Source organism: Bacillus horti, assembly GCF_030813115.1.
Classification (GTDB): Bacteria; Bacillota; Bacilli; order Caldalkalibacillales; family JCM-10596; genus Bacillus_CH; species Bacillus_CH horti.
Map to the genome: position 1 here is coordinate 302,366 of NZ_JAUSTY010000002.1, position 21,388 is coordinate 323,753.

Here is a 21,388-nt window from a genome sequence, read left to right on the forward strand (position 1 = left end):
AAGAATTTATAAAATTTGATACAATGATTTCTTCAAATTTTATAAATTCTGGCTGCATGTAAAAGCTTCCTCTAATGATGGATTAGACGACTTCCTCGAGAAGGCTTCGATAGAAGCTTTTCTTACAGTTAGTGAGCACAGATTAGAGCAAGAAATCGGGATAGAAGGTAACAATATATAGCTCTGGACAAATTAAGAGTCAAGGGCGTAAGGAAGGAGAAGCACGGACGCATGTGTATGGAGCAGGAGCATAACCCTAAACAAACAGGAACCATTTCTAAAATTGAAGTCCAAAAAAAGAATAAACAACGCTATAACATCTACATAGACGGAGACTATGCTTTTGCCGTACATGAAGACATTCTCATTTCTCAGAGATTACAAAAAGGGAAAGAGATTACAGCCAGTGAACTAGATGTGATTACAGCAGAAGAGCAGTATAAGAAGGCTGAAAGAGCTGCTTATCACTATCTAAGCTATCGTCCAAGAACAAGGAAAGAAATCAAAGATTCTCTATTGAGAAAGGATGTTGAAGCTGGGATTGTAGAGCAGATTTTGGATAAGCTTGAGACGGAAGGATATATCAACGATTTGGACTTTGCTTTACGCTGGGTTTCTGAGCGTATACAGCTGAAGCTGAAAGGACCACTCGTATTAAAAGAAGAGCTAAGGCAAAAAGGAATCTCCTCTAGGGATATAGCCGAAGCGTTAGGACAGCTTGAATATGAGGAGCAAGTTGACGCCTGTATGAGGCTTGCTGAAAAAAAGTGGGATCAGGTGAAGAAAAGATACACTGAAAAAAGAGAACAGAAGCATAAACTCATGATGTATTTGCAGAGAAGAGGTTTTTCCTTTGAGGTTATTCAGCCTGTTATACAAAGACTGGAAGAGTCTTGACAGCGTTATAGGACAACCTTTACAATTAAGGAGTACGTTTATCTTAATATTGAAAGCTTAAATTGTTCATATGGCTTGACTTTATGTTCGTATATGATACGTCAATGTTGTATATGTACGTCAACTGAACAAATGGTTTGAAGAAAGACTTATTTACAAATGAGTTAGGCAGAAACGAACCTATTTACCCAACATTATAGCAAGAGGAGGTGAAGAGAGTGAACGAGATTGTACTACCACTACTTCCTTTCATCCTCATTTTGCTAGCTCTTGCAACTGTCGCTGCAGGTGTTGGATACTTTGTCCGTAAATCTATAGCGGAAGCTAAAATTTCAAGTGCGGAAGAAGCCGCTGCTCAAATTCGAGATCAAGCAAGAAAAGACGTCGAAGCGTTACGCAAGGAAACGCTTCTTGAAGCGAAAGAAGAGGTGCATAGACTCCGTACTGAAGCAGAGCGAGAAATTCGCGATAGAAGGAACGAAATTCAACGACAAGAGAAGCGTTTGATTTCAAAGGAAGAAACTCTTGATCGAAAAATGGAGTCTCTGGAAAGCAAAGATGAATCCCTTAACCAAAAACAACGACATATTGAAGAGATTGAAAGCAAAGTAGAGGAGTTGTATAAAGCTCAACAAGATGAATTAGAGCGTATTTCAAACCTTACAACGGAAGAAGCAAAACAGACAATTTTGTCTAGTGTAGAAGCAGAAGTTCGCCATGAAACAGCGTTAATGATAAAGGATTATGAATTAAGGGCTAAGGAAGAAGCGGATAAGAAGGCCCGTGAGATTATTTCTTTAGCGATTCAGCGCTGTGCTGCAGATCATGTGGCAGAAAGTACAGTTTCTGTAGTCGCTCTACCAAACGATGAAATGAAGGGGCGGATTATCGGAAGAGAAGGTCGAAACATTAGAGCACTCGAAACTCTGACAGGAATCGACTTGATCATTGATGATACTCCTGAGGCTGTTATTCTTTCAGGCTTTGATCCTATTCGACGTGAAATTGCTAAAACAGCTTTAGAAAAGCTTGTAGCTGATGGACGTATTCACCCAGCTAGAATTGAAGAAATGGTGGAGAAGTCTAGAAGAGAAGTCGATGAAAGAATTCGAGAGTTTGGAGAACAAGCTACATTTGAAACGGGTGTACATGGCTTACATCCTGATTTAATTAAGATTTTAGGTCGTTTGAAGTTTAGAACGAGTTATGGTCAGAATGTATTAAAGCATTCTATGGAAGTAGCCTACTTAGCGGGCTTGATGGCTGCTGAACTGGGTGAGGATGTAACTTTAGCTAAGCGAGCTGGTCTTCTTCATGATATTGGTAAAGCTATTGATCATGAAGTGGAAGGAAGCCATGTTGAAATTGGTATTGAGCTTGCGAAGAAGTATAAGGAGCATCCGATTGTGATTAATAGTATTGCTTCACACCACGGTGATTTTGAAGCTACATCTGTTATCTCCTTGTTAGTTGGAGCAGCTGATGCTCTATCGGCAGCTAGACCGGGAGCAAGAAGAGAGACACTTGAAACGTATATTAAACGACTTGAGAAGTTAGAAGAAATCTCAGAATCCTTTGATGGTGTTGAGAAATCATTCGCTATTCAAGCTGGTCGAGAAATTCGGATTATGGTTAAACCTGATTTAATTGATGATGCTGAATCATATCGTCTAGCTCGTGATATCACGAAAAAAATTGAAGCTGAGCTTGATTACCCAGGTCATATCAAGGTAACGGTGATTAGGGAAACAAGAGCGGTTGAGTATGCAAAATAAGGGGAATTTACACTTTTATAAGTAAAGTTGAATTTTACCGATATGTTTGAAAGCAAAGGTGCTCTAAGGAGCGCCTTTTTTTTACAGATAAGAAAGTATAAATTTGATACCATGTTTTCTTCAAATTTTATACTTTCTGACGGCAAGACATAGGACGACTTGCAACTTTAGTTGCTTAGCGTCACTTGCTGCACTTTGTGTGAAAGCTTCCTCTAATGATGGACTAGACAACTTCTTCGAAAGGCTTCGATAGAAGCTTTTCTTATATTAGGGCAAACTATGCTAAAATAGAGATAGACAGGAGGAAAGAAATGGACATATTATTTATTGGAGATGTGGTAGGTTCTCCAGGTCGAGAGATGATTGAAACGTATCTTCCAAAGCTAAAAGCTAAATATAGACCGGGAATCGTTATATTAAATGGTGAAAATGCAGCAGCAGGTAAAGGAATAACAGATAAGATTGCAAAATCATTTTTTGAACAAGGGGTTCAGGTCATTACACTTGGAAATCATACATGGGACAAGAAGGATATCGGTCCTTACCTTGATGGCACATCCCCCATCATTAGACCAGCTAATTTTCCTGAAGGTGCTCCAGGAAGAGGTTATACGCTTGTACAAATTAATCAACATAAGGTAGCTGTCATTAATTTGCAAGGTAGAACCTTTCTTACACCAATTGATTGTCCTTTTAAGAAGGCAGATCAAATTTTAGAGGAAATTCAAAAGGAAGCCAATCTTATATTTGTAGACTTCCATGCCGAAGCTACAAGTGAAAAGGAAGCGATGGGTTGGTATTTAGACGGGAGAGTTACAGCAGTGGTTGGGACACATACGCATGTTCAAACAGCCGATGAACGGATCCTTCCTAATGGAACGGCTTATCTGACTGATGTTGGAATGACAGGACCACGTAACGGTATCCTGGGGATGGAGAGGGAAGCGGTACTCTATCGCTTTTTAACAGCATTACCTTCAAGGTTCGAAGTAGCTACTGAAGGCTCAGCTCAGCTTAATGCGGTTCTGATTTCCACTGATCCCCAGATAGGGACAGCCAAAAAAATACAAAGGATTCGAATAGATGAGAACCACCCTTTTTATGAATAGCCTATAATATGTTGAATTTTGCGAATCTTTTTGTTTATTAGGAGGAATTTTATTTCCATCTAGCGAATATAGTTAGAGTGGTAACAATCATAAATCAAGGAGGTTCAAATTCATGGAGGTATTAAAAGTTTCAGCAAAGTCCAATCCTAACTCTGTAGCTGGTGCACTTGCGGGAGTGCTGCGGGAGCGTGGCGCTGCTGAAATCCAAGCGATTGGAGCGGGTGCGCTCAATCAAGCTGTAAAAGCTGTAGCTATTGCAAGAGGATTTGTAGCACCCAGTGGTGTTGACCTCATTTGTATCCCTGCCTTCACCGATATCCTCATTGAGGGTGAGGAAAGAACGGCAATAAAATTGATTGTGGAACCACGCTAAATCAACATTCATATAGGAACCTGTTTGCTTAAACGCAGACAGGTTTTCTGTTTTTACAGCTACCTTGTCAACTTAATGTATGATACCCTTGTTATAGGATACTTTTATAAGGAGAATGTTTACATTCTCGGCTGACGGGAAGGGTGAAGAGTAAATGGACATTTTTGATGGACATTGTGATGTTTTATATAAAATGTGGAAGCTAAGAGATCGAAAGCTGTTTTATCAGAATGGTGATTCCTTACAAGCTTCATTTGCTAGGCTTAAAGAAGGCGGAGTTAAGGTGCAAACGATGGCTGTTTATGTTCCTCCAGATGTGCCTAAGGAGCAAAGACATTATATCGCTCTAGAAATGATTGATATTCTGCATACAGAAGTTTTATCGTCTACTCATAAGGTTGAACTTCTCACCTCTGCCTCTCAGTTAGACTTCATTAACGAAAATGATGATACCCTCTATATTCTATTATCTCTTGAAGGAGCTGACGCTCTACAGGGTGATTTGATGTATCTTAGAACGTATTATCAGCTTGGTTTAAGAAGTGTTGGGTTAACGTGGAATTTTAGAAATGAAGCAGCAGATGGAGTTTTAGAAAGAAATCCAGCAGGACTATCTACTTTTGGGCTTGAATTGCTACGAGAAATGAATGAGTTTAAGATTTCCATAGATATCTCCCACTTATCTGAGCAAGGATTTTGGGATTGCATAGAATATTCCAAGCAACCTCTTAGTGCTTCTCATTGTAATGCCCGTGCTTTGTTTAATCATCCAAGAAATTTGTATGATAAGCAGATCGAGGCAATGTTTGCTCAGAAAGGTTTGATTGGGATTAACTTTGTCCCTCAATTTTATAACGAAACTGGTACTGACGTTAGCGTCAAGGATGTATTAAAGCAGGTAGACTATATGCTTACCCTTGGTGGAGAAGATTATATTGGCTTTGGCTCAGACTTTGATGGGATTAGTAAAACCATCCATGGTCTAGAGAATGCCTCAAAGATGGCTGATTTTGCTAACATTCTACTGCAGCATTACTCAGCTTCGATTGTACAGAAGCTTCTCATGGATAATTGGAAAAACTATTATAAGCGACTATGGAACGAAGTCTAAATGATGGTGTAAAAAAGTCGGTGTAAAAATATGTCGAAAATCGACGATAGGGGTTGCTTTTTCACCATATTAGGACTACAATTGTAAAAGTTTAAAGTATCTAAAAAAATTATGAATTTTTTATGTAGATGTTGCTTAAATTCAATAGTGGACTTTTAAAGGAGTGGAGTATATGATCAATCAACTTTCATGGAAAGTTGGAGGACAACAGGGTGAAGGAATCGAAAGTACAGGAGAAATTTTCGCGATTGCTTTAAATCGCTTAGGGTATCATCTTTATGGCTACCGTCACTTTTCTTCTAGGATTAAAGGAGGACATACGAATAATAAGATTCGTGTAAGTACGTTTGCCTCTCGTTCTATTTCTGATGATCTTGATGTCCTAGTTGCTTTTGATCAGGAAACCATTGATGTTAATATTCATGAGCTTTCTGATCACGGTGTTGTCATCGCTGATAGTAAATTTGACCCTGTTTTACCTGAGGGAGCTAAAGGACGTTTATTTTCTGTGCCTTTTACTGAAATCGCTGACAATCTAGGAACTTCCCTAATGAAAAACATGGTTGCTGTAGGAGCTTCAAGTGCAGCACTTGGGATGGATCCTAAGCCGTTTCAGAATGTAGTTGCTGAGATTTTTGCTAAAAAGGGACAAAAAATTATAGATATGAACGTGGAAGCGATTGCTAAAGGTGCTGAGTACTTTACTGAGCAGGCTGGTGGAAAGATTGAAGCCCTTCAGCTTGAAGAAGCAGATGGTAAGAAAAGAATGTTCATGATCGGAAATGACGCGATTGCTTTGGGTGCGCTTGCAGCAGGGTGTCGCTTTATGCCTGCTTACCCGATAACTCCAGCATCTGAAATTATGGAATATTTGATTAAGAAGCTTCCAGAGCTAGGTGGTACGGTTATCCAAACAGAGGATGAAATTTCTGCTGTAACGATGGCTATAGGCTCCAACTATGCAGGTGCTAGAGCTCTAACTGCTTCTGCCGGACCTGGTTTAGCTCTTATGACTGAGGCTATTGGTCTTGCTGGTATTACAGAAACGCCAATTGTTATTGTGGACACTCAACGTGGTGGACCAAGTACAGGTCTTCCTACAAAGCAGGAGCAAGGGGATATGAACTCATTAATATATGGTTCTCCTGGTGAAATTCCTAAGATTGTTCTTACTCCAAGCACGGTTGAAGATTGCTTCTATGATACTATTGAAGCGTTTAACCTAGCTGATGAGTATCAATGTCCAGTTATTATTGCGACTGATCTTGCTCTATCACTTGGTAAACAGTCTGTAGATCCACTTGATTATAGTAAAATTGAAATTCGTCGTGGTAAGCTGCTTAGTGAGGTACCAGAGCACGAAGAAGAGTTATTTAAGCGTTATGAAGTGACAGAGGATGGTATTTCTCCTCGTGTTATTCCTTCACAAAAGAATGGTATCCACCATGTTACTGGTGTTGAGCATAATGAAGTAGGACGTCCGTCGGAAGACCCTATTAACAGAAAAAATCAAATGGACAAGCGCCTAAGAAAGCTAAACAGCTTAAAGTTTCAGGAAGCTGTAAGAGTAAATGGGGAAAATGAAAATCCAGATGTATTGATTATCGGTGTCGGTGCAACAACTGGTACAATTAATGAAGCAAAAGGGCGTCTTGAGGCGGATGGCATTAAAGTCAATCATGCTCATGTACGCATTATTCTTCCTTTCCCAAGTGAAGAGCTAAAGCCATTAGTGGATGCTGCTAAAACAGTTATTGTAGTAGAAAATAATGCAAGTGGTCAATTAGCAGACCTTGTTAAGCTACATGTTGGTGGAGCAGATAAGATCAAAAATATGCTGAAATATGATGGAAATCCATTTTTACCATACGAAATTCATGAAAAAGTAAAGGAGCTGATCTAGATGGCTACTTTTAAGGATTTTAGAAATAAAGTTAAGCCAAACTGGTGCCCAGGCTGTGGTGACTTCTCTGTTCAGGCTGCCATTCAACGTGCTTCTGCTAATGTTGGACTAGAGCCTGAGGATCTTGCTGTAGTTTCTGGAATAGGATGTTCAGGTCGTATTTCTGGATATATTAATGCCTATGGTTTCCATGGTATCCACGGAAGAGCATTGCCAATCGCTCAAGGTGTGAAAATGGCAAATCGTGAATTAACGGTTATCGCCTCTGGTGGAGACGGAGATGGTTTTGCTATCGGAATGGGTCATACGGTCCATGCTATTCGTCGTAATATTGATGTAACATACATCGTTATGGATAATCAGATTTATGGATTAACAAAGGGGCAAACATCACCTCGTTCGGAGGTTGGTTTTAAGACGAAAAGTACTCCAGGTGGATCTATTGAATCAGCATTAGGCGTTATGGAGCTAGCTCTAACGGCTGGTGGAACGTTTGTTGCTCAAAGCTTTTCAAGTGACTTGAAGGGCTTAACAGCTTTAATTGAGCAAGGAATTCAGCACAAAGGCTTCTCTTTAATCAACGTATACAGCCCTTGTGTAACGTTCAACAAAATTAACACGTATGACTGGTTCAAAGAAAATATTACTGAGCTTTCTTCTATTGAAGGATATGATCCAAGCAACCGTATGATGGCTATGCAAACGCTAATGGAACACAATGGTTTAGTTACAGGCTTGATTTATCAAAACACGGAAAAGAAATCCTACGAGGATATGGTTCCAGGCTTCAAGCCAGAAGGACTTGTAAACCAATCTCTTGAGATTTCTGAGGATCATTTCTCCAAGCTTTGTAGTGAATTTATGTAAAATATAGATAGACACGTCGATCGTGCTATTGAAATATAACTTCTGTAGAGGGTCTGCCGCAGGTTTTCAAATGGATGCGACAGTTCTTGTCAAAAGACGTTTCTAAACCACATAATTGGTATTAGAAGCGTCTTTTTATATCTTGAATTACTAGGTTGTGAAACAAAGAGAATAAGGGGCTGAGTAAATGATTAAGTATCCGCTTTTGACACAAGGGGCAGCTATTGGTGTGACTTCGCCGTCTTCTGGAGTAAATGATGAACTGCACGACTTACTTTACCTTTCCTTTAAAAGTTTAGAAAGTAAAGGCTACACAATTAATTCAGGACAAACTATATGGACGCAACACAAAGCAAAGTCTGCACCAGCCATAATAAGAGCAAATGAATTTAATAAAATGATGACTGATGAACAGATTGATATCATCATTCCCCCATGGGGAGGTGAGCTATTAATCGAGATTCTTGAACATCTAGATCTTGAGCGATACCAACCAAAATGGGTTTTGGGTTATTCAGATACAAGTGTTTTACTACTAGCCATTACATTAAACACAGGCATTGCTACAGCTCATGGAACAAATTTAATTGATTTGCGAGGTGAATATTCAGATTCTACAACGGAAATTTGGCAATCTGTTTTATCGACTAAAGCAGGTAAATCTATCGTACAATATTCCTCGGAAAAGTTTCAAAAGCAGTGGAACCATTCTGATCCTTCACCATGTGTTTTTCACTTAACAGAGGAGACAAAATGGAAGACTGTTACCAATACTAAGGTTAGAGCACAAGGTCGTTTACTTGGTGGATGTATTGATGTAATTAGACATTTAATTGGTACACCATACGGTGACGTAAAGCATTTCCAACAACAGTATATTAATAATGAGCCATTCATTTGGTATATAGAAAATTGTCAGCTATCGACCACTGAATTACGCCGATCTCTAGTTCAGATGAAATTAGCGGGATGGTTTGATCATTGTTCTTGTCTTCTATTTGGAAGAAGTGACGGGAATAGAGCTATTGATCAATATACCGTTGAGGATATTTACAAGGAGCTCTACGAAGAATTAAAGATTCCAGTAGTCTATGATATTGATTGCGGACATGTACCACCTCAAATCACATTCATCAACGGAGCACATGCTGAGATTGAAGTAGAAGAGGGAAGAGGGATTGTCAAGCAGCTTTTTATCTAAGACTTCAAAAGCTATAGGGATAAATACATGTTAGTCGGTTTAAAAGCAGAAATTAAATAATGCTTGAACCTTACGTAACGTCATCTTTTATAATGGATTGAAAGCTGACATAACGTAAGGAAAGGAAATGAAGATATAATGAATATAATTATAAAATCATTAATTTTTAATAAACAGGTTCGTTTATATTTTGTCGATAATACAGCGTTGATTAAAGAGATCTTAGCGCTAAACCAGATCAAGAGTAAGCTGTTCAATTTGGCTCTTGGAAAAACGGTTTCAGGGCTTAGTCTGCTTTCTGCAACGATGAAAGGAGAGCAAAGGCTAAGTGCTACAATAACGATGAGCAACCCACGTTATCAGATTTTTGCTGATGTTGAGGCAAATGGTAATGTGAGAGGTTACGTTAGTAAAAGCGTACTAGAAGGAAACATCGAGGCTGTCACCCTTTCAGAGCTTATTGGAGACAAAGCAGCTATCCGAGTCATTAAAGGATTTAAAATGAATCAATTTACAGGGATTACGGATATGCCATACAAAACCCTTGACGAGGATATTTCCCATTACTTTAAGCAAAGTGATCAAATAGAGACTATCATTAAAACAAATATTGAATTTGATGAAAATCACCGACTTTTATCCAGCTACGCTATGTATGCACAATTACTCCCAGGTGCTCCTCAGCATTTACTAATGCCTATCAAAGAAAAGCTGAATATGAGCTCAGTATTCTTTAATGACATTCGATATATGTGCACCCAACAGATTGAGGATACGTTAAATGAGATGTTTTCTGATGCTCAGCTTATAGGCTGTCAACACCTGCAATTTTTCTGTGTTTGCTCTAAAGAAATGTTCTATGGTTTACTTTATTCAATAGATCGGAAGAATTTAGAGAAATCTATTCGGGCAGAGCAGTCGGTTAACTCAACTTGTCATGTTTGCGGGAGAAGCTATGTTTTCTCTCCTTCTGAGATTCAAGCTTTTCTTGAAAGAGGTGAAATAATTGAATAGTCAGTGGAAGGTTGGAGAATTAGCGGACCTTACAGGACTCTCCATCCGTACGTTGAGATATTATGATCAAATTGGGCTGTTCACGCCATCTAAATATACAGATGCTGGCCATCGTCGGTACACACATAATGATTTGGAAAAGCTTCATCAAATCCTTGTCCTAAAACAAATGGGCTTATCCTTAGATAATATTCAAGAGCTGATAAAACGGGATAAAAAACAATCGGTAATGGATGTCATCGAAACACAAATGAAGCGTGTCCAATCCGAGATTGAAGAGCAAGAACATTTGCTTAGACAATTAAAATCTATCAAAAATGAGCTTTCTCATAATAAAGTAGTTTCTGTTAAGGAGCTTACCTCGCTGTTTGAGCTAATGAAATTGAACCGCTCTAAATACTTTACAGAGGAACAGCTTGATGAATTAAAAGCTTTTTATGAGAGCTTAGAGAAAGATGCCATGGGAGACTTTGAGAAAGAATTTACTCAGCTTCTGTTCCAATTAAGAGAGAATAAAGACCAGGGAATCCCCCCGAGTCATCCTACAGTAAAAGAGTTAGCCTTGAGGTGGAAGAAGATAACTTATTCAACATTAGAAGGTAATCCGGAATTAATAAAAAGTGTAGAAGCCTTTTATGCGGAGAATCCTGATGTGGCTATGGGTCAAGGAATTGATGCTGATTTATATGCCTATATTCAGAAAGCCTTATAGACCTTATAGGATTATTGAAAGGGTTAGTAGAATACCCAAGTTCAAGTCCACTAGCCCTTATTATATTAAGGGAGCTTATTTCTCATAAAGATAGTTAATAATAATTTGGGAATCAGAGAGCATAATAGTAGCAAAGAAGAAGAGCTGATCAATCAGCTTTTTTAACGTTTAAAAAGTATAAAATTTATACCATGTTTTCTTCAAATTTTATACTTTCTGAGGGCAGGACATAGGACGTGATAAAAGTCATATTATTTGTTCATTCGGCATGGACATCTTATTTACTCTTCTATTATAAAGGTGCTATAATGTTATAAAATCAATACTTTACACTGATTTAATAACTGAGAGGAGAGTTCACCTTGAACGGAAAGATGAAAGCAATTGTAAAGCATCGCGAGGGATTTGGTGCAGAATTACAGATGGTAGATATACCAAAAATCAAACCAAATGAAGCGTTAATTAAGGTAAAAGCTACGTCTATTTGTGGGACGGATGTTCATATTTATACATGGGATGCATGGTCTGCTAGTCGAGTTAAAACCCCGTATGTCTTTGGTCATGAATTTGCTGGTGAGGTTGTAGAGGTAGGGAGTCAGGTGACTAATGTTCAGGCTGGAGATCATGTCTCTGCTGAAACACATATTATCTGTGGAGAATGTCCCCAATGTCTAACAGGTCAATATCATATTTGTCGTGAAACACAAATAATTGGAGTGGACACGCAGGGGTGCTTTGCTGAATATGTTGCTCTACCAGCTACTAACCTGTGGAAGAATGATAAGGAGCTTCCTTTCGAAATCGCTTCTGTCCAAGAACCAATGGGGAATGCTGTACAAACCGCCTTGTCAGGTCCGATTGTGGGTAAAACAGTAGCTGTGATTGGTTGTGGACCAATAGGCTTGATGGCAGTAGCGGTAGCGAAGGCTTCAGGAGCTTCCGAGGTCTATGCTATAGATATTAATGAGTATCGTTTGGACATTGCTTCTAAAATTGGAGCTACAGCTACCATTAATTCTGGGAAAGAAAATCCAGTGGAGAGAGCAAAACAACTTACGCAGGGAAATGGTGTAGACGTTATATTAGAAATGTCTGGGCACCCTATGGCTATTGACCAAGGATTTAAAATGGTGACGAATGGCGGGCGTGTGTCTATGCTAGGCTTACCAACTCAAAAGGTCGAGCTTGATATCACTAATGACATCGTATTTAAAGGTATTCAAGTGCATGGTATAACAGGTAGAAAAATGTTTGAAACGTGGTTCCAAACGTCAGGCCTTTTAAAAACGGGTGCCATTGATATGAATTCAATTATTACACATACATTTAGCTTAGAGGAGTTTGAAAAAGGATTTGATTTGATGATTAAGGGACAGTCAGGTAAAATTGTATTGATTCCTTAATAAATGGTGTGATTGGAACGAATGTTTTACTGAATAACATTGAAAATCCAATTAGATAAAGGAGGCTACAAAAATGAAGGGCTTTGAATATTTAGAGCAGGAACTACAAGAAATGAAAAATAAGGGGTTGTATCGTTCTTTAACGGACATCCAAGGTGAGCAGGGGGCTACTGTTCAAATAAACGGGAAGGAATTAATTCAGCTATCGTCCAATAACTACTTAGGTCTTACTACACACCCTCGTTTGCGTAAAGCGGCTATAGAAGCTGTTGAAAAGTATGGTGCCGGAACAGGATCTGTTAGAACAATTGCTGGAACATTCTCTATGCATGAAGAGTATGAGCGTAGGCTTGCTGAGTTTAAGCATACAGAAGCAGCTTTGGTGTTTCAGTCTGGCTTCACGGCTAACGTTGGAGTTCTTTCCTCCCTTTTAACGGATCAAGATGTAGTAATCAGTGATGAGCTTAATCATGCTTCTATCATTGATGGGATTCGTTTGACAAAGGCTGGGCGAAAAATTTATAAGCACAATGACATGGCAGATCTTGAGCAAGCTCTAAAAGAAACACAGGAGTATCGCAAACGCTTAGTGGTAACAGACGGAGTATTTAGTATGGACGGTGATATTGCTTTACTTCCAGAGATTGTAGAATTAGCTGAAAAATACGACGCCCTAGTCATGGTAGATGATGCTCATGCTAGTGGAGTGCTCGGTGCTAATGGTCGTGGAACAGTCGATCATTTTGGTTTACATGGACGTGTACATATTCAAGTGGGCACCCTAAGTAAAGCTATCGGTGTGTTAGGAGGATATGTGGCAAGTACTAAAGCTGTACGTGATTATCTTATCCATAAAGCTCGGCCATTCCTATTTAGTACGTCACACCCACCGGCTGTAACAGCTGCTTGTGACGCTGCACTCGATGTCCTGCTTGAAGAGCCTGAACTAATTGAAAAGCTGTGGGACAACACAAAGTTCTTTAAAAAAGGCTTGGAGGAGCTGGGCTTTGACACAGGTCGTAGTGATACGCCAATTACACCGGTTATCATTGGAGATGAAGCGGCTTGTATGAAATTTGCAGATGAACTCATCCAAGAGGGCGTATATGCTCAAGGAATTGCTTTTCCTACAGTAGCCAAAGGGAAAGCAAGAATACGTACAATTGTATCTGCTGTACATAGTAGAGAACAGTTAGAAAAGGCATTATTTTCCTTTGGCAAAGTAGGTAAGAAATTAAGTATTCTAGGCTAAAAGTGTTGATAATACTAGGTTTATATCTATAAATGACCCTGTGACAATCATGTGAACGTCTTGTCGACTTAGGCTTGGTTATGCTATTCTATGTATGTACTGACTTCGAATTTGGTATAATTAGAAAGAACAATTGTACCAATTTGTTTTTTTTTGTGTTCTATCTACCTTGACCGCTTTTGAATTTTTACACTGACGGAGAATGAGAAACTGGCAATGAGCATGTTGCACCGCTGAAAAGTATACAACATAGAAGCCACACTTAGAGGATTCGGAGTAGAACTTTTCTTGCAGCAGATTTTAAGCCTATGAAAGCTGTTAGTCTTAAAATTTGGTTTGGATTTGGTAGAAGATATCAACAGAGAAAGTGGGGTTTATGTGTAATGAGTCATTGGCCATTTGTGAAACGCTTACTTCCAATAGTAGCGTTGGCTTTGCTACTTGCTGGATGTGGGGCTCCAGAACTTTCTGCCCTGAATCCAAGTGGAGCAGTAGCTGAAAAGCAATTATCTTTGATTATCTTGAGTATTTCCATTATGGTCTTGGTTTTTGTCGTGGTAGCGATTATCTTCACTTATGTTGTTATTCGTTATCGTGAACGTCCAGGACAGGAAAAAGAAATTCCAGTACAGGTGGAAGGGAACCACAAGCTAGAGATTATCTGGACTGTTATTCCTATTCTACTCCTTATCGTACTCGCCGTGCCAACGGTTATGACGACGTTTTCTTTAGCTGAAGAGGCACCGGAAGATGCGTTCTGGGTTGACGTAACCGCTCATCAATACTGGTGGAACTTTGAGTATCCTGACACTAATATTGTTACGGCACAGGAGCTTGTGATTCCAACTGGTGAAAGAGTGTACATTAACTTAGAATCAGCTGATGTTATTCACTCCTTCTGGGTACCTGCATTAGCTGGTAAAATGGACACCAATCCTGACAATACGAACAAAATGTATATTGAAACGGACACGCCTGGTATTTATGACGGACGTTGTGCAGAGCTTTGCGGTGAGGCACATGCCCTTATGAATTTCAGAGTGGTAGCCTTAGAGCCTGCCGAGTATAACAACTGGGTAGCAGGAATGCAGAACTTCGATGAGGAAGTTGTTTCAGCTCAAGCTACTGAAGGTCGTGAATTATTTGCTCAAAGCTGTATTGGCTGTCATGCTGTTGATGCCTCTCAGCCTGGCTTAGGTCCTAACCTAGCTGGCTTTGCAGAGCGTGGAACGATTGCAGGATTTTTAGCCAAGTCAAGTGATAACCCTGAGGAAGCTGACGCTAATCTGAAGGCATGGATTAAAGAAGCTCAAGCGGTTAAACCAGGAAATGCTATGCCGAATTTTCTTGATTTAAATGATCAGGAGTTAGATGCAATCGTTGAGTATCTAAATTCATTAACGCTTGACTAATCACAGTAGGAATAGACGTAAAAGGGGGTAGACATTAGTGTCTCAAGTGAAGAAGTATACGGGCGTTATGGATTGGCTAACGACCGTTGATCATAAGAAGATCGGTATATTATACCTCATAGCTGGAACCTTCTTCTTTCTATTAGGTGGGCTGGAGGCTATGCTGATTCGTGTTCAGCTTATGTATCCAGGAATGACTCTTTTAGCTGGAGATATGTATAACCAGGTTCTAACCATGCATGGTACAACCATGATCTTCTTGGCAGCTATGCCACTATTATTTGGTTTTATGAACTTTATAGTACCTTTACAAATTGGTGCTCGTGACGTAGCATTCCCATTTGTTAATGCACTTGGGTTCTGGTTGTTTTTAGCAGGGGGAATTATCTTAAACATTAGCTGGTTTGCTGGAGGAGCTCCTGATGCGGGGTGGACAGCCTATGTTCCACTAGCCAGTGAGTATAGTGGATCGGGAATTGATTTCTATGTGCTTGGTCTACAGGTTTCGGGTATTGGTACTTTAGTTGGGGGAATTAACTTCCTAGTAACGATTATCAATATGCGTGCTCCAGGAATGACATTCATGAGAATGCCACTATTTACGTGGTCATCCTTTGTATCATCTGGACTTATCCTACTTGCATTCCCTGCATTAACTGTAGGTTTAACTTTACTAATGTTTGATCGTGTATTTGGTTCAGTATTCTTTGATGTTTCGGCCGGAGGTAGTGTTATCCTTTGGCAACATATTTTCTGGATCTTTGGACATCCAGAGGTTTACATCTTAATCTTACCTGCGTTCGGTATTATTTCTGAAGCTATTTCTACCTTCAGTAGAAAACGTCTTTTTGGATATACGGCAATGGTATTTGCTACTTTACTTATTGGTTTCCTAGGCTTCATGGTATGGGCTCACCACATGTTTACAGTTGGTTTAGGTCCGGTGGCTAATGCGATATTTGCCGTCCTCACCATGGCGATAGCGGTGCCTACAGGGATTAAAATCTTTAACTGGCTCTTCACGATGTGGGGTGGACAAATTAAATTTACCACAGCTAATCTTTTTGCTGTAGGATTTATCCCATCCTTCGTTATGGGTGGAGTAACAGGGGTTATGTTAAGTGTGCCTCCTGCTGACTATCAGTATCATGATTCCTATTTCGTAGTTGCCCACTTCCACTATGTAATTGTTGGTGGGGTAGCGTTCGGTCTATTCGTAGGAGCGTATTACTGGTGGCCGAAGATCTTCGGAAAAATGCTTAATGAAAAGCTTGGAAAGTGGAATTTCTGGACGTTCTTTATCGGCTTCCACCTGACGTTCTTCCCACAGCATTTCCTTGGATTAATGGGGATGCCTAGACGTTACTTTACGTATATGCCAAATCAAAGCTTAGAATTTGGTAACTGGTTAAGTACAATTGGGGCAATAGGAATGGCAGTTGGTACTATAATCTTTGTTGTGAACATCATAGTTTCTGCAAAAGGACCAAAGGCTCCTGCAGATCCTTGGGATGCACGTACACTTGAATGGTCTATTCCTTCACCACCACCAGAGTATAACTTCAAGCAAACACCTTTGGTTCGTGGAATTGATACTTTATGGCTGGAAAAAATGGCTGGAAACAAAGGGGTTACACCTGCTGAGCCAGTTTCAGATATTCATATGCCATCGCCATCGATAAGTCCATTAATTATGTCCATTGGATTGTTTATCGCTGGTTTAACTTTAGCTATGCAAGCATTACCTTTCTTTGCTGATAATAGAACGCTACTATATATTATTACAGGTATTGGAATAGGGATTACGTTGATTACGATGTTATTCCGTTCTCTATACGATGATCATGGATATCACATTCATGCAGAAGAGCTAGAAGATGGAGATAAGGGGGTAAAAGGCTGATGCACTCAAATGATCTGAAAACCCTTCCTCCTAACCCAGAGCGTGCAACACTGGAAGGTAAAAATAAATTCATGGGCTTTTGGCTTTTCCTTGGTGGAGAAACCGTATTATTCGCTACATTGTTTGGTACATTTTTAGGATTAAGAAACCAAACAGCAGGTGGACCTACTTCTCAGGAAATCTTCCATTTAGACTTAGTTGCAATCATGACAGTTCTTCTCTTAACGAGTAGTTTAACAAGTGTTTTTGCAACGATTGCAATGAAAAATAATCAATTTATGAAGATGCAGGTTTGGTTAGGGATTACTGTTATTTTGGGACTTGCATTCCTTGGAATGGAGATCTATGAGTTTGTTGTTTATGTTTCTGAGTATGGATTAGGCTTTACAACGAGTGCATTTGCTTCTTCTTTCTATGCCCTTGTTGGATTCCACGGAGCTCACGTACTATTTGGTATACTGTGGATTATTACCCTAATGCTACAAGCTACTAAGAAAGGTCTAACAGTAACGACAGCACCTAAGTTTTATGTGGCTGGGTTATATTGGCACTTCGTAGATGTTGTGTGGATCTTCATCTTTACTGTAGTATATTTAATGGGGGTGGTATAACATGCAACCTAACGTAAATCAGGAGACGAACGTTTCTCCAGCGGTAACTAAACGTATCGAGAAAACACATCATTCTCGTGAGGTTAGTCATCATTTATGGACATTTCTTGTTTCTCTTACTTTGACAGCATTTGCTTTTGCTGCCGTTATGCTTGAGATCTTTGATAGTAAGCTTGCTTTAGGTATGTTCCTGCTTATTCTTGCTATCATTCAAGCGATGTTCCAATTGTTTGTGTGGATGCATTTAAATCAGAAGGAGCATTCAATGCCTATCCTGTTTATCTTTTCAGGAGTATTTGTTGCTATTCTGACTGTAGTTGCTTTATCCATTCTTATATTCTGGTAAAGTAAAGCTTAGAGATATAGGCTTTAATATGATAGAGTGGCTGCAATGTACATTGCAGCCCTTCTTCTATTGGTAGACAAGACAACCTCTTGGAATGGGGGCTTCGAGTGAAGCTTTTCTTATTATCGTTATCTTGATATGAAGGGAGGATGGCATTAATGACTTTAAGTTTTCAGTCACAGTTATTTGCTGCAGATGGTTCTCATCATAGTAATACCGTAACTCAGAGCCCTGGCTTCTTTGAATTTTGGAATATCGAGGTTTTTTTGTTCTCTGTGGTAATTATTGGTCTTTACTTTTTATTAGTCGGAAGGTGGAGAGAGCAATATACGGATGCTGAACCAGTTCCAGCGTCTAAGCAGGTTTATTTTTTAACGGGTATGATCTTGTTCATCTTGGTTAAAGCCACGCCGCTTGAATATTATGGACATCATTATATGTTCAGTGCTCATATGATTCAAATGGCTGTTATTTTCTTGGTTGTCCCACCGTTACTTCTTTTAGGACTCACCAAGTGGATGTTTTCACCAATCATAAAGCGCAATTGGTCTAGAAAAGCTTTCTCAGTACTTACTAACCCATTAGTATCAATCTTGTTATTTAACTTGTTGTTTTCTTTGTACCATGTCCCTTTTGTTTTTGATAATCTGATGGTTATGCCAGTTTTAAATACTGCTTTTTATCTTGTGCTGTGGATTGGTGCTGCATTAATGTGGTGGCCATTAATGGACATTTTGGAGGAAAATAAAATTGGTGGGCTTTGGAAGATCGGATATATGGCAGCGAATAGTGTTTTAATTACACCGGTTTGTGCGATTATTATCTTCTCCACATCGGTTATGTACACGTCATATGTTGATGCCCCTCAGTTAATCAGCGGATTCTCTACATTGGATGATCAACAAACCGGCGGAGTAGTTATGAAGGTCGTGCAAGAGCTAACTTATATTACGGCCATGGCAGTCGTGTTCTTCAAGTGGGCTAAGGATGAAAAGAGAAGAGAAGGGCTTACAGACGAACAAGCCTTGCTTTATCAAGAAGAGGCTTTTTCTAAGGCAAACAAGAATAGTCAAAATGATCTTGGGAAAGATCATGCTCCAAACTTCCCTATTCCAGATTCTTCCAACTCAACTAAGCCTTCATAGACTTATTATTGCTTACTTGTGTTATTTTTACAAAATCAAAAGCGTAATGTTTATTATTACTGTTAGCATTAAAGCACCTTATCTAAGCATTGGATAGGGTGTTTTTTATTTTTCATTTATTCATTCTTTATATCGTTCATAAAGTTATCTTTTCAGTAGCTACATTTATAATTGCATTTATAAAAATTTCCGTTTTGAAGGGCGACTAACTTGGCATACTAAGTGTAGATGAAGATAGATTATCTGCACGAAACTAAGCTGAGCTTAGGAGGGAAAGAATATGAGTCAAGCTAAAGCCAAAAGCAGAAGAGAGATGACTACAATCATCTGGGCCTTTGTTTTATCTCTTATCATCACAGCCATAGCCTTTGTTGCTGTAGGATTAGGAATGATTCAAGAACGGATATCATTATTTTTGTTTCTCGTTTTATTAGCCATCCTACAGGTTGCTGTACAACTGTTTTATTTTATGCATTTAAAGGATAGAGGACATCGTTTTCCTCTTCTGTTTGCGGGATCTGCAGTTTTTGTAGCGGTTGTTTTGGTTGCTGGAATTGTCATTTGGATGTAGATGTGTTGTAAATGTAAAGAAAGGATAAGGCTGCTTCGAAGAAGCAGCCTTTGTGCTGGTAAATTGTCGCTTTTTTGTTACAGGTTCCGTAGTTCAAATCGGTATGGAAGTATGATATAATCAATGATTGATATACAGATATTCCCGTTATTTCTGATTGATGTAGAAAGGATGTGGGAGCTTTGACAGACAAGAACAAGAATGACTTATATACATTTAATCCTTCTAAAGCGAAGTATGAGCGAGAGAAGAATTTTAAGGACTATAGTCAATACTTTGACAGCTATAGAGTGGTTGATCAAAGCGAAAATAGACGTAAGGTTAAGGTGAACGGAAAGACAGCCTTTATTTACTCCGAGCCTGACTATAAGGAAGGGAAAAAACGAGGGAAAGAAGAGATTGTTCACCTTAAAGCGGATATTCCTGAAGAAATGCTTGGAATTGGTAAAGGCAAAACGTATTTGCTGAAAACGTATGGTTGTCAAATGAACGAGCATGATAGTGAGCATATTGCTGGTCTTCTCGAGAGTATGGGCTATGAGCCTACACATGATGAACAGACGGCTAATGTCATTTTGTTTAATACTTGTGCGATTCGAGAGAATGCTGAGGATAAGGTGTTTGGTGAAATCGGTCGCCTTAAGCATCGAAAGCTTGAAGACCCGGAGCTAGTTATAGGCGTATGTGGGTGTATGTCTCAGGAGGAAGCGGTAGTCAATAAAATTCTTAAAAGCTACCATCAGGTGGATATGATTTTCGGTACACATAATATTCATCGACTTCCTGTCCTATTAAGAGATGCTCTTCTTTCGAAGGAAATGGTCATTGAGGTCTGGACGAAGGAAGGGGATATCATTGAAGATATGCCTCAAAAACGGGCAGATGGTCTTAAGGGCTGGGTAAACATCATGTATGGCTGTGATAAGTTCTGTACGTATTGTATAGTCCCTTTCACTCGTGGAAAAGAGCGAAGCCGTAGGCCAGAGGATATTTTAGCTGAAGTAAGAGAGTTAGCTAGATTAGGGTATAAGGAAATTATCGTATTAGGTCAAAATGTGAACTCATACGGGAAGGATTTCGAGGATCGTAAGTATAGGCTGGCTGATCTGTTACGAGATATACAGAAGATCGATATTCCTAGAGTTCGTTTTACAACAAGCCATCCTTGGGATTTTGATGATGAGCTTATTACGGTATTAGCTCAGGGTGGAAACCTGGTTGAACATATTCATCTGCCTGTCCAATCAGGAAATGACGATGTGTTGAAGCGCATGGGAAGGAAGTATACTCGACAGAGCTATTTGGAGCTGATTCAGAAAATCAAGAAAGCCATTCCGCATGCTTCCTTAACAACAGATATTATTGTTGGCTTTCCAGGTGAAACGGAGGAGCAGTTTCAAGATACACTTAGCCTAGCTCAAGAGGTAGAATATGATCAAGCGTATACGTTTATCTATTCTCCGCGTCATGGAACGCCAGCTGCTGAGATGCAGGATGATGTTTCTGAAAAGGAGAAGAAGGAACGCTTGTATCGTTTAAACTCTGTGTTGAATAAGCATGGGTTGAGTAAAAATGAAAGCTTACGTGATCAAGTGGTAGAGGTTCTGGTTGAAGGTGAAAGTAAAAATAATCCAGAGATTCTAGCTGGGCGTACAAGAACTAACAAGCTAGTTAATTTTAAAGGTTCCAAAGAAGATATAGGGAAGCTCGTTCAGGTACGTATTACTGAACCCCAAACCTGGACGTTAAAGGGAGAGCAAGTACAAATAGTGGAGGTTTAGTT

General features: G+C 39.4%; 19 protein-coding genes. All 19 read left to right on the plus strand.

The window, feature by feature from the left end; translation table 11 throughout:
* The first annotated feature begins 231 nt into the window (after positions 1-231).
* Positions 232-897 carry a RecX family transcriptional regulator gene (locus tag J2S11_RS03425; protein WP_307390944.1) on the plus strand — a complete coding sequence of 222 codons (666 nt, stop codon included), beginning with the start codon at positions 232-234 and terminating at the stop codon, positions 895-897.
* Positions 898-1,124: 227 nt separating this feature from the next.
* Positions 1,125-2,672 (plus strand): ribonuclease Y, encoded by a 1,548-nt coding sequence (gene rny / locus J2S11_RS03430; RefSeq protein ID WP_472924663.1) that lies wholly within the window; start codon positions 1,125-1,127, stop codon positions 2,670-2,672.
* A gap of 311 nt (positions 2,673-2,983) precedes the next feature.
* On the plus strand, positions 2,984-3,781 hold the full coding sequence (locus tag J2S11_RS03435; RefSeq protein WP_307390948.1) for a TIGR00282 family metallophosphoesterase: 798 nt from the start codon (positions 2,984-2,986) through the stop codon (positions 3,779-3,781).
* A 112-nt stretch (positions 3,782-3,893) separates the two neighbouring features.
* The gene (spoVS, locus tag J2S11_RS03440; protein WP_202077239.1) at positions 3,894-4,154 is read left to right on the plus strand and encodes a stage V sporulation protein SpoVS; all 261 of its coding nucleotides are present in this window, start codon (positions 3,894-3,896) and stop codon (positions 4,152-4,154) included.
* Positions 4,155-4,308: 154 nt separating this feature from the next.
* Positions 4,309-5,265, plus strand: a complete 957-nt coding sequence (locus J2S11_RS03445; protein WP_307390953.1) for a dipeptidase — start codon at positions 4,309-4,311, stop codon at positions 5,263-5,265.
* A gap of 172 nt (positions 5,266-5,437) precedes the next feature.
* Positions 5,438-7,168 carry a 2-oxoacid:acceptor oxidoreductase subunit alpha gene (locus J2S11_RS03450; protein WP_307390956.1) on the plus strand — a complete coding sequence of 577 codons (1,731 nt, stop codon included), beginning with the start codon at positions 5,438-5,440 and terminating at the stop codon, positions 7,166-7,168.
* Complete coding sequence (locus tag J2S11_RS03455) at positions 7,169-8,035, plus strand: 2-oxoacid:ferredoxin oxidoreductase subunit beta (RefSeq protein ID WP_307390959.1); 867 nt, start codon at positions 7,169-7,171, stop codon at positions 8,033-8,035. It abuts the gene before it with no gap.
* 187 nt (positions 8,036-8,222) lie between these two features.
* The gene (locus tag J2S11_RS03460; RefSeq protein WP_307390962.1) at positions 8,223-9,236 is read left to right on the plus strand and encodes a S66 family peptidase; all 1,014 of its coding nucleotides are present in this window, start codon (positions 8,223-8,225) and stop codon (positions 9,234-9,236) included.
* Between the two features lie 138 nt (positions 9,237-9,374).
* Entirely contained in the window at positions 9,375-10,250 is an 876-nt protein-coding gene (locus J2S11_RS03465; RefSeq protein WP_307390966.1) for an Hsp33 family molecular chaperone HslO, read from the plus strand.
* Positions 10,243-10,962 carry a MerR family transcriptional regulator gene (locus J2S11_RS03470; RefSeq protein WP_307390969.1) on the plus strand — a complete coding sequence of 240 codons (720 nt, stop codon included), beginning with the start codon at positions 10,243-10,245 and terminating at the stop codon, positions 10,960-10,962. The genes J2S11_RS03465 and J2S11_RS03470 overlap by 8 nt, the downstream gene beginning before the upstream one ends.
* A gap of 362 nt (positions 10,963-11,324) precedes the next feature.
* Positions 11,325-12,365 (plus strand): L-threonine 3-dehydrogenase, encoded by a 1,041-nt coding sequence (gene tdh, locus J2S11_RS03475; protein ID WP_307390972.1) that lies wholly within the window; start codon positions 11,325-11,327, stop codon positions 12,363-12,365.
* A 73-nt stretch (positions 12,366-12,438) separates the two neighbouring features.
* A complete protein-coding gene (locus J2S11_RS03480) occupies positions 12,439-13,617 on the plus strand; it encodes a glycine C-acetyltransferase (protein ID WP_307390975.1) in 1,179 nt (392 codons plus the stop codon).
* A gap of 383 nt (positions 13,618-14,000) precedes the next feature.
* The gene (gene coxB / locus J2S11_RS03485; protein WP_307390978.1) at positions 14,001-15,029 is read left to right on the plus strand and encodes a cytochrome c oxidase subunit II; all 1,029 of its coding nucleotides are present in this window, start codon (positions 14,001-14,003) and stop codon (positions 15,027-15,029) included.
* A gap of 67 nt (positions 15,030-15,096) precedes the next feature.
* Positions 15,097-16,932, plus strand: a complete 1,836-nt coding sequence (gene ctaD / locus J2S11_RS03490; RefSeq protein ID WP_307391093.1) for a cytochrome c oxidase subunit I — start codon at positions 15,097-15,099, stop codon at positions 16,930-16,932.
* Complete coding sequence (locus tag J2S11_RS03495; protein WP_307390981.1) at positions 16,932-17,543, plus strand: cytochrome (ubi)quinol oxidase subunit III; 612 nt, start codon at positions 16,932-16,934, stop codon at positions 17,541-17,543. Before ctaD ends, J2S11_RS03495 begins: the two co-directional genes overlap by 1 nt.
* Before the next feature lies 1 nt (position 17,544).
* Positions 17,545-17,889: a cytochrome C oxidase subunit IV family protein gene (locus tag J2S11_RS03500; RefSeq protein WP_307390984.1), complete on the plus strand. Its 345-nt coding sequence runs from the start codon at positions 17,545-17,547 to the stop codon at positions 17,887-17,889.
* Positions 17,890-18,047: 158 nt separating this feature from the next.
* Complete coding sequence (locus J2S11_RS03505) at positions 18,048-19,034, plus strand: cytochrome c oxidase assembly protein (protein ID WP_307390986.1); 987 nt, start codon at positions 18,048-18,050, stop codon at positions 19,032-19,034.
* A gap of 280 nt (positions 19,035-19,314) precedes the next feature.
* Entirely contained in the window at positions 19,315-19,605 is a 291-nt protein-coding gene (locus J2S11_RS03510) for a cytochrome C oxidase subunit IV family protein (RefSeq protein ID WP_307390988.1), read from the plus strand.
* A 290-nt stretch (positions 19,606-19,895) separates the two neighbouring features.
* Positions 19,896-21,386 (plus strand): tRNA (N6-isopentenyl adenosine(37)-C2)-methylthiotransferase MiaB, encoded by a 1,491-nt coding sequence (gene miaB, locus J2S11_RS03515; RefSeq protein WP_307391096.1) that lies wholly within the window; start codon positions 19,896-19,898, stop codon positions 21,384-21,386.
* Positions 21,387-21,388 lie beyond the last annotated feature (2 nt).